The organism is Haloarcula sp. NS06, from assembly GCF_051122755.1.
GTDB lineage: Archaea > Halobacteriota > Halobacteria > Halobacteriales > Haloarculaceae > Haloarcula.
The window spans coordinates 148,213-161,714 of sequence record NZ_CP184842.1 but is presented as its reverse complement, the minus strand read 5'-3'; the positions used below and the strand labels follow the sequence as shown (position 1 = coordinate 161,714).

Sequence of the window (13,502 nt, the reverse complement as noted above, 5' to 3'; positions counted from 1 at the left end):
CTCTTTAGCCAGTGACGACGCGATATCCGGTTAACCAACAAGTCTATGCCAATACACGCTCTGTTGGTTAACACGAGGCGACCGCTGATGTCCTACGAGTCACCGACGCCCCCGGCGGAACTTCCGACAGAGATCGTCAACACACTCAACGGCTACTCGCCGGACCAACTCCAGCATATCGCACGCTACGCCGAGGAGCTGGCAGAGCACAAAGCTCGCGAGGCACGCCTCAAGGAGGAGGCGGAGGACGACGAGATTGACGACCGACCCGATGATCTTCCAGACGACGTCCCGTCGAAGGCAACGATCACGATTAAGGAAATCAACGACAACCGCTACTACTACTGGCAGTGGCGAGAAGGGGACAAAGTGCTCTCTCAGTACAAGGGACCGGTCAATTCGGACGAGTAAAACTCGAAGAGAGGGGACACCCATCCCACGTTTCCGTCGTAAATGGATGTCGGTGGAAGGGTGAGACCAATATCGAGGGGACCACACCCACCACCGTTTCACCAATTTTGAGGGTCGACTACGTCATTTCAAACGTCGAGGAAGGCAGGGACACACCACCGTTTCATGAAAACCACTCACGTTAGTCGGACAATCTCAAACAATACTCTGAGACACCCACCACCGTTTCATCAATTCGGTATTAGGGAGATAGCTACATTCCAAGACAGAGTGGATCAATCCAAGATATATTATTTAATTCACGTTCTTATCAGTGATAGCTTTGAAAAGTCTGAGACCCCCACCACTGTTTCATCAATTCCGCCGAATTAGAACCAGACACGAAATCTATGGAAAATACTTAGAGAGGTTTCACATATAAACGGTCTAGATAGTTGTGAGATATACCAGTTAAATCTCTTTTAAGAGTTTTCTACTACTATACTTACTACTACCTAGACGAAAACGTTATAATATAGTATACAAACTACTGCGATCACTTTCTATTTGAAAAACACGTTACGAGAACTGTATAGCGTTATTTCGCAAGGTATAGTGGATTAGCTTGAGTCTGACAGACCTTCCTTCTCAGATAAGAATTCCTGAAATAGTGGTGTGGGTGTGCCCCATTCGTTCCTCCTCTAACTATTTGTTGAAGACATTCAAGACATTCCTGCAACCGGGGTTTTATTATGTCTTGGCCAGAGGGTTCCGCATATGACCCAGTTCTCGAATACCTCGCCTATTTTCCAACGTGAAGAGGTTCTCCGTGAAGAATATCATCCCGATAATCTCCCCGAACGAACTGATGAAATGGACGATCTCCATATGTCGTTGGCACCCGCTGCCCGAGGGGTTGGCGCTAACAACGTATTTCTTCACGGGAAAGCAGGACAAGGGAAAACAGCTGCCGCGAAAGCAAAACTCTCAGAACTTCAGGCACATGCTGAGCAAGAATCCGATCATCTTGATCTAACGACTGCATATGTCTCATGTGAGTCCCACGATCTCTCGACGTCATATAAAACCGCTTCCCGCATCTATCAAGAACTCACCGGTAACAGCCGTCCGACGGGCTATGCGACCGATGTCGTGATGGATATGATGTTTGAGGCGATGAACGATATCGGTGGCACGATTATCATAGTCCTTGACGAAATCGATACTCTTGGTGACGACGACCGGATTCTCTATAGTCTCCCTCGGGCCCGAGCCCAGGATTACGTTGAGGACCATGTCTTTCCCAGTATTATCGGAATCAGTAACGACCTCCAGTGGCGAGATAATCTTAGTCCGAAAGTGAAGAGTTCGCTCTACGATGATTCTGTCCTCTTTTCACCATATGACGCAGAACAGCTTCAACAGATTCTCCGCCGACGTGCAGCGAAGGCGTTTCGTGATACCGAACTCGTCCAAATTAATGAACTTGAGGCCCATGGAGACGCAGATGGAACTGTCGTCGAAATCGACCAATCTGGGCAAAAGTATCGGTTTCGGAGTGGCGTGCTGACCGACGATGTAATCCCACTCATCGCTGCGCTTTCAGCACAGGATACGGGGGATGCTCGCCAGGCAATCAAATACCTTCGCAAGGCCGGTGAACTGGCGGATAAACACGGTGATGATCGTGTCAGCGCGGATCACGCTCGTGAAGCGCAGGCACTTGTGGAACGAGAGGCCGTCGTTGAGGCAATGCGTGACATGACGACCCAGGCACATCTTGCCCTGGCTGCCCTTACTGCGCTGGAACTCTCTGGTGATGCTCCCGTCCGAGCCAAGCCGATCTACGGCGTGTACAAGAGTATCGCTTCACGGATTGATGCCGACAAGCTTGGCCAGCGGCGATTCAAAGACCATCTCCGTGAACTCGATATGCAGGGGATCGCTGATGGTGAAAAGGTGACCGCAGGCTCAATTGGCGGGCCAGCTTGGGAATATCAACTACAGGTCGATACTGAAATCGCGGTCGAAGTTCTCAAAGATACAGCTCGCTTCGCAGATATTGATTTCGAGCGAATTAGTGCTGATCGACCGAAGCAATAGTCTTGCTGGCAGGTAGTTTAGTTTTGACCCGTATTCATCTACGCAATACCCCCACCGTTTCAGCAATTTAACCTGACACTGCATGTAGCGTGGATTCGCTAATCCCCCTGACTTGGAGTTCTACATTTGTCTGATGTACAAAAGGAACAGAGTACTGATTACAGGGAGAAGCACGACCAGAATCCCTTGGCATATTCTTTTCCACTTGTCACGGCCGACCAGTCGTGCTGTCTCGCGAATGCTTTCGGGTTCTTCGTCTCTAATCACGCCCAAGAGTGTGTACGTCCGTTCGTTAAACACATTAGCTATCTGACTCTCGTTCGAGAAGTAACGAAATTCCACGACATTCGTCGGGGAACGACTAAATACGTCTTCCTTGTATTCGGCCTATGTCCCTCCAGAATGGTACCGGTTCCTCCCTCCCTTCCGATTATCCGTTCGCAGTAGAACTCGGAATTATTACCGCACTGTTGATCGGAGTGTACCTGTGGCAGGAACTCGTCCGCGAATCCCTGACCACAGTGTTTGGTACGCCGCCGGTAGTTGGTGGGATATTTCTCAGCACGCTCGTGAGTGGCGGAGTCCTCATCCTAGGACTGATCGTATTCACTGGAGCGTACGCTACGTTCCGAAATATCGATATCGGGCTCCGAATCCCGTCACGAAACGATGTTTCTCTGGCTGGAATAGCAGTTCTCGTCCCTGTTGTTTGTGTGGCGGTCACAAAACTCGTTGGTACTGTGACCGGTGTCCCGTATAACTCACTAACCATGACATCGGTCGCCGCTGACGCGCCTGTGTTGCCAGTCCTGCTCATCGCCGGACTCGGATTGATTATTGGTGTGCCAGCGCTGGTGGTGATCTGTCAGGTACTAATACAGGGGAGTTTTGAACAGGTCGTCAGTGCCAGCCCAGCGATCGTTCTGACAACTGCAATGACGGGATTCGTGATGGTGAGCAATACTGGAGGATTAGCGACCGTCCCCGAGTTAGGGAAACTCATCGGTGTCGTCGTATTCACGCTCTCACTCGGCGTGGCAGTATATGCGAACGAACGAGTTGATCGTAGCTGGCTCCGATATCTCGGATTCGCTCCCGTTCTATTGGTGACTGCAATCATTATCCTCTCGGGGATTGCTGAGATTGAGACGATAGCAGGCGGGCTGTACGCGGCCACGCAACTCGCTGTCCTCGGTGTCGCGGCCTACACGTACAACGAAACGGAGTCGCTCTTCGTACCGGCTCTGGCGTATACGAGTCTTCTGCTGGCCAACAGAACCGTTGTGTTCGTTTTTGAAGCAGGTATGCAGAACTGGTGACTCCCTCCTCTATAAGGGGTCACTGCGTTAACTGTCGAAATCCATGCGAAAGGAATACGCTATACTCGATGTCCTCCGGGGAGCATCTGTTGTCGCAGTTGCGCTCCTTACGATCATTCTTCTTGCTCTTCTCCCCACCCCTGGCTATCGAACATCCCGTCTCGTACTGTTCATTATCACTATCTGACTTGGGTGGATTGGAACAGCTGGTTCGGTATTCTATCGATTCTGTCTCTTGCTGATCGGTTCACTTGGGCAATTCCTTCTCGGCTTCTGGAATTTCACGATTGGTCTGGTGATGCTCCCGACAGGGGCCTCGTCACTGCTCTTCTCCTCCATGAAAATTCAGACACCTGAGTCATATCCCCCAATTTATCCACCTCCCTTTCGGTAATATGGTTGTGAACCTGCTACCGTGGCTGCTCAACTGGCCACCCCGCCCCGCCGCTGTCGTTGCGTTTCTCTTTGTGACGGCGTTCAGCGTTGGGACTCTGGTACTGTTCGCTCCGGTCACAGACCAGATTAATCCCGATGAGGCTACCGTCGAGGCTTCCAACGTCTCCGTCCACCTGAATGACGAGATCACGGTGCCGGATATCGATAACGGGACCGTCGCAACGTGTGTGGCGAGTGGAACTCCGGGTAACCATCTCACGGTCCGTGCCGATATCCTCGTCGAAACCCCGATGGAAGGCGGTGACGGCACCCCGTACGACATCGAAGTGAGCATCGGTAACGATTCGAGAACCACTACCGAATCCGTTCAGCAGACGGGTCGGGAACGAGCCGACGTCTTCTGGGTGGTCCGTGACGATGAATCACTCTCAGTTGGCGATACAGCCAATATCCATATCCGTCTACGTGAATCGGATAGCGTCGTGGCTACTGCGACTCGGGCAGTTTCCGTTGAGAAAGGTAATCGTTCGTACGACTGTGAGTCCTGAGTGGGACACCCACTTGGTGCCTGATCCGCCTACAATTGGCGTGGCTGCTTTTCTGTTTACAAAACGGTCCGTCACACAGCGATTCTTTCTGGAGAAGAGTAAGTCTATCAACCGGTGAGTACAGTTGCTAATGGACGGACTGGATTGGACCGGGAAAGAGAGTCTCACACCGAGGATTTCTTGTGAAGGATTCCCTGACACCACATATGGTTGGAATAGGGACGCTCGTTATTGCACTTACCGTCGTTGTTGCGATGACGTTGACCCTCGGTCTGCTACTTCGACTACTGCGAGATACCGATGGGCTCTGAGCGCTCGGTTAGCTGTATCGAACACCGTTGGGTCTCTGAATAACGCGACATGGCGCTTCTGGGGAAAGCAGTGATATCGGGATGCAAGCCCGGCACTATACCGAGCAACCAGAGAATGGGGCTCGGATAGGTCCTTTTCAGGACAATCGAACGATGAATCGAGATGGTGGTATATTTTTTCGTTTACACCTATGCCACCTCTACCGAGCACTGCGTCCGGCTGAAAGGAAGATGTGCCTCTGTGAGAGATAGGCGCCCAGTACTGATGTTAGAGAATTTGGTCAAGCATACCGCGATAATCAGGAACATCTCTCACGTCTGTATGGCGCGCACGCAGGGTGATGCAAGAGTTTATACAATCACACAGCTAATATTGAAGTGAACTATGAGTCTTGATGAAGCGGTGGACGAGGCGCTTGCGACATATGGGATGTCGCGTAGCGAAGAGGCCGAGGAAACTGGCCGATTAGTCGCTACTCTCCAAGACTAACGCAGTCCGCTAGTCAAGCCGCCGGATTTTCTCTGCGAACTCTGCTTTAGATATCCCCGTAGTGTCGGTCAATTCTGGAAAACCGGCTCGCTCGACTGCTTTCTCCACAAATTCTATCCAGAGGTCTTGGTGCTTTTCGGCGTACGAATACCTTCGCTTCATGCGGATACATATCAAGCTCATACTCTGACAAATCGATCATGACTTCGTGTTTCCGCTCAAGCGTTGTGGCTCCGAACTCACGCAAATGTTTGAACAGGACGTTCTTCCGCCGAACAGTCAGGAGACGCTTTGATTCGTTAATATACTCGTTGACCCACTCTCGCCAGTCGTAGGTATCGGGCTCAATCTCGGTTTTTGTTTCGGGCATCGAAAAGTCGCTGTTGATGCGACGCAGGTAGAACTGTATCAGCGCCACAGCGGTCCGATGATTGGCGTTAGGAAGAGCGTGCTTGAGAATCAGGTTCGACGCGAGGCGACCAGCGACATCTGTTGCCGTCCCTTCCCACGACGTCTCGTCAAACGCATCGGGGAGTTCCTCAATGTCGATGTTCTTGTAAGCCTCCACAGGCGTACCCTCTTCTTCCTCGTTCTGTGAGAGGAGCGCACGATATATCTCTAGGAGACGTGCGACAATCGTCCCATTGTCCTCAGTCATGTCCGCGAGAGCGTCACTGAGGTCAAGTTCGATCTCGCCCACTGCACCGCCGCCAACCCGAGATGTGTATACACCGTAGAACTCTGTTTCAAGTTCGTATTCCACGACTTTCACAGCTACATCCTCGTCGTAGTCGACGATTTGTGACACGATATTCTCGGCGTCTGGATTGACGAAATCGAGAGAGAACTGCTTGTCTACAGGGTGATGGTAGTAGACGTGCCCCATCTTGCTATCGGACAATTCTCAGAGAGCATATTAATGACTTCGTGGACAGATGCAGGTCGGCGGTCGTCCCCGATTGTGGCGATAATCACGACCACACCTCGGCATTTGTACTATTTCGCGACATAATAGATTGTGGTAAGCCGGTCGAAGCGGAAGGAGAACTCTGTGACTAGTGGTTGTAGTATTTATCTCAACCTGATATGCGTATTTCACCAAGTTTTCTGGACAGGTTCCACACCGGAAGTGGTGGTGAATTCATACTGATTAAGCTACGGTCAAACTTGGAAGACACTATTAGATAGGTCGTCGTTCTTATCAGGGTAGCTGAGGGCACGTTTTTAACACGCGAGTTAGAACAGTAGGCCAACAAATGAGTAGTTCATCGGAGGACAGCTATTCGCTCGAAGACGTTCAGGGTAATCTCGACGTACTTCGAGCCATTGAGGACAAGGTAGTCGAGGCGATTGAGGGAGCCGAAAGTGCGGAAGTCTTGGAATATCTCGTTCGCGAACAGCAGTTGGATCTCCACCACGAGGGGGATCAGGGTATCGGCCGAATTCGGCGCGCAGTTCTCGAGTCCCCGAAGGCGTCGCAGGATCTGAAGCGAACCGTCATCACGCGTGGCGACGACACCCCTGAGAGTATCCTAGTTCCTGACGAGGTGGAACGGAATGCCAAAACCGCACTGCGGACTGGCAAGCCGGTCGTTCTCTACGGCCCGACCGGTACTGGAAAGACAACCTTCGCGAAGCAACTCGCACTACGTCACTGCGTTGGCTACTCACTACATACGGCAACGCCATCATGGACGGCAAAAGACATCATCGGCGGAATCGGGCCGAGCCTCACAGGTTCTTCGGGCTATCGGTCTCTGAACTATGAGACCGAACTCGGGGCCGTCTCGGAAGGTGTCAAGCGGGCTCGAGATTTCAATATCCCCTACGCAGTCATCTTGGACGAGATAACGCGAGCCGACATCTCGCAGATATTTGGGCCGCTCTACACTGCCATCGAAAACCGCAACCAGACGCTGATTGAAACTGACGATGGCGAGACTATCGAACTCGACGAGGACGTGAGCATCATCTGTACGATGAACATGTCCGATCGGACGGTCAACGAGCTGGACAACGCTATCACGCGTCGGTTCGCGATGGTCGAACTCGACGAGTACGAGGACGACGACCGGCGATCTTTGTTCGAAGGATGGCTTGAGAGCAACCTCGGAGAAATTCCCCTCCTCGGGAACGACGACCTGCTCGAACTCTTCGAGGCTGACTATGACGGCATCAACAACGGCTCCGAACAGGCCTCGCGCGGCCCGATCATGCGCTTCGGACCGATGCACTATCGCGACGTGACGGTCTTCCTCCGCGAAGCTCTGCAAGATGAGAGTCTGTACATGGATGCACCCGAGGAAGCCGTCGGACAGGCGTTCCGCACGTTCATTGTCCCCCGGCTACTAAACTCAGCGGCGTTCCCACAAATCGAGCAGATCGAGGAGCATTATCGGGCACTCAACAAGTCCTTCGAGATGTTTGACCTCGCGCCGGCGGCCGATCTCGCCAGCCGAGAACTCGAAGCCGAGCGCCGCCGGATGGGCTCCTACGAGCAATCGAGTATCTCCGACCCTGACGAATCGTACACCTACCAACCCGGCACGTTCAGCGTCCCGGAACGAGGTAAAATCCGGATTGAAGGGTGTCCTCCCTCGATTGGTGATCAACTGCGTCGGGCCTCCTTCGAACAGGAGGCCGCCAACGTCTTCGTGAAAACCCAGGAGTCGCTCGACGACCGAGACAAGGAGTACCGGGTCGTCAAAGTCCGAGTCGACGGCCCGGTGATGCACGTGACCGCGCGGGACAACGTGGGTATCGTCACCCTCACTCCCCGATCGAAACTCCGAATCGAGCCGAAGATTGACTGGGACGAAATCTTCGATATGCTGCTGGCAGTTCACGGTCGTAAACGCACGATCGAATACCATGGTATCCCACTCGACGAGTTTCGAACTAAAGACGTCGATTTAGAGGACGTCTTCCTGATACTCGCGATCAACTACCTCAACGGATTAGAGAACATACACCGTAACGGATTCGTTCGACAACTGGAAACCCGGCGAGCCGACCTCGAACAGCCAAGAGGCGTCATCGACATTGAGCAGTCGCTCCTCAATCAGGCCGAAGGCCGTGCAAAGCAGCACTGTCTGCTGAAGGAAGTCAACTACGACAATCCAGCCAACTCGCTTCTCCATTACGCCGGTACGCACCTTTTGCGACTCTTCCGACAGTACGAGGATAAGTACGACCACCAGGCGTACTACCATATCTTCTCACAGGTACATGAGGAGGTACGGCACCTAGAGCAGTTGGACGTGACAAGTGGTCGCCGGCGAATTCCGGAGTACAGGCGATTTTCGTTGCCCGACCTCCCGAAGCAGCGCCACTACTATCGTCAGGCTACCGAGGTCGCAAAGGCAGTGGTTGCATCATCACTCGGAACGCCAGCAATGGAGGGCGACCGCGAACTGGTCGTCGACTACGTTCTCAATATGGAATCGCTGTTCGAGCAATACTCACAGATCGCTATCGAGGACGAGCTTAACGCAATCAAAGTGAACGACTACATTGACCAGACAGAGAACGTCTCCGCCGTTCGTTCCCCGACGCTCAAACCCTTCGACAGGGAGTCACAGGTGTACCATCAGCCTGATCACGCCGTTGAGGAAGGCGACCAGACGCTCGCCGTTCTCGACTCGAAGTACTACGCCGAGGGCAAGGATCCGGTAAAGAGCGGCGGATCACGGTCACGCCTCTTCAGCTACGCGTATCTTCTGGACACTGCCCAGATGGGATTCCTGACGCCACTCGGTGAACCCCGGACTCGGACGGTCTCGCAAACAGGAGCAAACTTACAGGTTATCTCCCCAGCGACCGATGATTTCTCTCTTGAGGAGTACCACGGCAGTATCCGGGACTACCTGTACGGGGCACTCGGGACGGTATATCCCGCCCTCGAACTGTTCAAGGCTGTCGAGGAACACGCACTGTGTCTCGACCAACACGAGATGGCCGATCTGAGTCGTTTGACCGATTCCGACGGCCCGTTCGACTTCAGCAACGTCCACGAATTTTCGCTACGCGTTGTCAACGCTGCGGCAGACACCTTGTCGAACCAGTATCGGTCGCGGTCTGATCTCGAACAGGGGGGCAAGTGGACGCGTCGGCAGATCAAGACGCAATGCGAGGATTACCTGCCCCAGAAAACGACTTGCGTGCCGGTTTTCCGCCGAGAAGATGACAGGGAACGTATTGACCTGTACTTCGTAACGCGTGGAGAGGACGGAAGTCCTCTCGACGTTTCGGTCGCAGATGATTTCCGACTGTTATAAGCGATCCCTTAGAATGGGGCCGTGAGCCAGCCACTGTTTCGACGCTCGATTTGTGGCCCGAAGATACGGCTCAACCGGTAGAGGTCGCCACCGGTCTGTAACTCGAAGTCCCGTTGTCGGCGCTGGAACGTTCCTTCGACTGCGAATTGGATCGCCGGAAGCGGACGGCGGTTTTCCAGAGTATTCGCCTGACGATCCATCAGCTTCGACAACTCGTTCACGGTGTCGTTATCCTCAAAAATGCCGTCGAGTCCAACGACGCATACCTCGTCGGGCACGTCATCTTCACGGAGCATATTCTGGAACTCCTCGATTGGGACTTGGTGGTCGAAGAGGTCGTACTCGTCCTCGTCGACGATGTTGTACTCGCCAGAGAGTTTGCCATGTTCGACCATCGTTACTCGAAGTTGATTTCGACGGAGATGTTGGATACTTCCTCGGGCATTCTCTCGAACAGGTCACGAATCTTCGTGTAGTCTTCACCGGATTCGAGCGTCAGCTTGGTCATGGTTTCCTCAACATTCGCTGTGCCTTGCAGCGGGCCCGGTATTCCCATTCGGTTGCTCAGGATGAACCTGACTTCACCGTAGGTGACTTCACCCGTCTGTTCGTCTTTACGCCACTTGCGACGCAACTCCGCAACGTCGTCGCCGTCAAACTTGAAACGCCAGCCCCCACTCGGGACGCGGAATTCGTATCCCGGTGACCAGCGCGACGGATCGCCCGCACCATCCGAGGCCCCAGAACCGACAACGTACTCGGGATCGGCTTCACGACCAAGGTTCTGAAGGAGGAATGTCTGGACAGCGTCTTCGGACACAGACGAATCGAACCTATCCGCGACACTCCCGACCGTGAATTTGTCGTCGCCGTCAAGTCCAGCGATATACTCGAGAATCTCGTCACCGACATCGGACGGCACAGTTGGCACGAGCGTAACATCAGTCGGGTCGCGGTCACCAAGGCCGTCCTTATACTCGCGATCGGCATCGATGAGATACTCGTCGACTAGGAAGTCCGTGACTGCTTCACGGAACGATCGATTGGTATCGTCTTCGGAGAGGTAGACCGTTTCGTCCCGCCGGATTTCTTCGAGTATTCGGTGGGTGTTGGCTCGACCGTTTTCCTCTAACGTCTGGCGGATTCGATTTCGGACTTCCGACGTACCGATACGCTCGGCCTCCGAGATGTCGCGTATCGTTGCGTCGGACTGAGCCTTCGTCACGATGTCAGTGCCACTGTAGAGGACGTACTGGTCGTCCTGGGCGAGGCGGCCCGCGGCTGTCATCACGGTGTCGTGACCATCGCCCTCAAGCCAGATCTCCGTGTCTTCGAGGAGTTCGAGTTCGAAGTTCCCGATGTCGATTGACTTGGTACCGCTACCGAATCGTTTGCGGAGTTCCTGTTCGACGTCCTCGACAATCCACCGCTGGACGTCACGCTCGTGGAGTATTGTCGTGTCAAGCGAACTCCCCGCGAGCGAGTCAGAGAACCCGTTCGATCCATGTGTGACCACGGGCTTGTCTTCGAGTGCATCGACTGCTGCATCCAATACGTCTGTCGGGCTACCCGGGATGGGGTAGGTTGGCTGGCGGAGGAACTGCTCGTAGATGTCCTCGATACTGGCCTCCCCCCGTCGGTCGAGGAGGTCTTCGACGATGCCCCAGACGTGGCGCTGGAGGTCGATGCCTTCAGCGGAAACGCTGTCTCCTATGTCGCCGGCGCTGAGGGGGTCACCCTCTGGGACGAATACGTCGAGATCCATCTCGGCGGCCAAGTCGAACTCATTGAGGAGATCGTCGCCGTCGAGAATCTCCCCGTACGCGAGCTCGATACGGTCGCGGAGTTCGCGCCGCTCATCCTCGCGCTGTCGCTTGACCGAGGAACGGATTTCGCCGTCGAGGGATTCGTCGTCAAGGACGCGCTCGGCCCCTTCGATATACCGAGCTTTTTCGATGAATCCCGTCCCCGATTCGATCTTCTTGTCGCCACTGGGCTGGATGAACACGAGAGTGTTTCGCCATTCGCGTCCTGGACTTCCGTCGGCGTTCTTGATGACGGTCTTGACCTCGTCTTGTGTCCACTCGTTCGCTTTGACAACGACCTTGGCCTCCCGGCTGTCGGGCACCTGCTTGAGGTCGCCGTCAGTGAATCCGACCGGGTAGGCGTCGTTTCCGAATACCTGCTCGACGGTGTCGGCGATCTGTCCGAGAGCGATCTTTTCGTCGACGTCCTCGGCCTTGTTTTGGATGAGAGCGTTTGGGTTCTGTCGATCGCGGATTGCGTACTTGCCGTTGAGTTTGTGGAGGTACCACGCGACGCCGTAGAGCTGCTCGCGGTTGAGGATGATGTCCGAGACGAGGTCGCCCGTCTGGTACGTGCCCATCACGATGTCGGAGTCGCTTGCGCCCTCACTCTCGTCGGGTTTCAGGCTGTAGAGCAGGATCGTGTTGAGGATACGTCGGCCGTACGGGAGCTTCTTCGGGTCGACCCGATTCCGAATGTCGTCGATACAGACGCTCGGCCGGTCGATATTGATCCGCGTCAGCTCGTCGTCGAACAGGACGGCATCGATGTCGCCGTGTGTGACAAGGTCAGTCTCTTCGATGAGCCGTGCTGCGTCCCCGTCGTCGGGTTCGGCTTCGGGATCAACAGCCGTCGTCAGAATCTTCGAGAAGAGGTAGATCATCCCTCGCGTATTCTGATTGCCCTCGTCCGCGTAGTAGCGAGTTTCGAGCGCGTTCAGGAGGATGGGATGGAACGGGTAGGTATCGTGCATCTTCCCCGCGAGATCGCTCGGGATGTCTGAATCCGGGACGTGGTCGTTGTCGGCGTACGCGTCCACGTATCCCGAGACGATCTCCTCGACCGCACTCTCGTCGATATCATCGATGAGGCGGTGGCGGATGACCTCCTGCTTGCTCACTTTGCTACTCATATTAACCTCGGAGGCGCTTTCGCGGTCGAGGATGTTGTGAACCTGCGATCCCTTTCGGAGGACGGAGACGATGGCGAATACGTCGCTGTCGTCGAGGTCGGCAGTTTCGAGAAGGGCCTGCAAGAACCCACGGTTGCGCTTCTTGCGGTCACCGCTGAGTGGCTCGAACCAGTCCTCGAGTTCGTCCATCAGGTACGCAATCGTTCGATCCCCGACTGCTTCCTGAATCGTCTCCATATCCGGGTACGGATCGAGGTCGCTCTCCGTGGGATTGTAGTCGAGGACATCAAAGAACGGTTCCCAGAGGTAGTCCGGCTGGCGCTGCTGGAGCGAGACGGTGACCGCGTCAGAATTCTCCGCGTCGGGCAACGCGTCGGCGAAGCCATCGACGTGACGGTCGCCGAATTCGCCGGCGGCGTCGGGGGAGGCGAAGCAGTGATACATCGCAACCATTTGGTGGGACTTCCCGCTCCCGTACGGCCCATAGAGAATGTGCGTGCCGTAGTTCTCGTCTCCGCGGAGCGTGTCTCGGATGTCGACGAATCCCTCACGAAGCCCCTGCGTCATCAGTGTCCGGTCGAAGAACGTGGACGCGTCGGCCTCAAACTCGTCCTCGTCTTCGACGTTGTAGAGCTTGACTTGGCCGTCGATCTCGCCTTCCTCTCGGAGTTCCCGGCTTATCGTGACGGTGTCCGCGATTGTTCGTGAGAGAGATTCCGTGCTGGCCATT

Annotated in this window: 8 protein-coding genes; 5 read left to right on the top strand and 3 right to left on the bottom strand. The window is 54.4% G+C overall.

The window, feature by feature from the left end:
• Positions 1-87 precede the first annotated feature (87 nt).
• The 4 genes from ACODNH_RS01765 to ACODNH_RS01750 all read left to right on the top strand — a co-directional run bounded on the left by ACODNH_RS01765 (position 88) and on the right by ACODNH_RS01750 (position 4,756).
• Complete coding sequence (locus ACODNH_RS01765) at positions 88-411, top strand: hypothetical protein (protein WP_434530017.1); 324 nt, start codon at positions 88-90, stop codon at positions 409-411.
• 756 nt (positions 412-1,167) lie between these two features.
• Positions 1,168-2,493: a Cdc6/Cdc18 family protein gene (locus tag ACODNH_RS01760; RefSeq protein WP_434530016.1), complete on the top strand. Its 1,326-nt coding sequence runs from the start codon at positions 1,168-1,170 to the stop codon at positions 2,491-2,493.
• 770 nt (positions 2,494-3,263) lie between these two features.
• Entirely contained in the window at positions 3,264-3,812 is a 549-nt protein-coding gene (locus ACODNH_RS01755) for a hypothetical protein (RefSeq protein WP_434530015.1), read from the top strand.
• Positions 3,813-4,213: 401 nt separating this feature from the next.
• Complete coding sequence (locus ACODNH_RS01750; RefSeq protein WP_434530014.1) at positions 4,214-4,756, top strand: hypothetical protein; 543 nt, start codon at positions 4,214-4,216, stop codon at positions 4,754-4,756.
• A gap of 847 nt (positions 4,757-5,603) precedes the next feature.
• Here ACODNH_RS01750 and ACODNH_RS01745 read toward each other — a convergent pair.
• Entirely contained in the window at positions 5,604-6,443 is an 840-nt protein-coding gene (locus ACODNH_RS01745) for a hypothetical protein (protein WP_434530013.1), read from the bottom strand.
• A gap of 370 nt (positions 6,444-6,813) precedes the next feature.
• On the opposite strand from ACODNH_RS01745, the gene ACODNH_RS01740 reads away from it, so the two are divergent.
• Entirely contained in the window at positions 6,814-9,834 is a 3,021-nt protein-coding gene (locus tag ACODNH_RS01740) for a 5-methylcytosine restriction system specificity protein McrC (RefSeq protein ID WP_434530012.1), read from the top strand.
• 8 nt (positions 9,835-9,842) lie between these two features.
• Here the strand turns inward: ACODNH_RS01740 and ACODNH_RS01735 are convergent, their stop codons facing one another.
• Positions 9,843-10,229 carry a hypothetical protein gene (locus ACODNH_RS01735; RefSeq protein WP_434530011.1) on the bottom strand — a complete coding sequence of 129 codons (387 nt, stop codon included), beginning with the start codon at positions 10,227-10,229 and terminating at the stop codon, positions 9,843-9,845.
• 2 nt (positions 10,230-10,231) lie between these two features.
• Positions 10,232-13,501, bottom strand: a complete 3,270-nt coding sequence (locus ACODNH_RS01730; RefSeq protein WP_434530010.1) for a DUF499 domain-containing protein — start codon at positions 13,499-13,501, stop codon at positions 10,232-10,234.
• Between the last annotated feature and the right edge of the window lies 1 nt (position 13,502).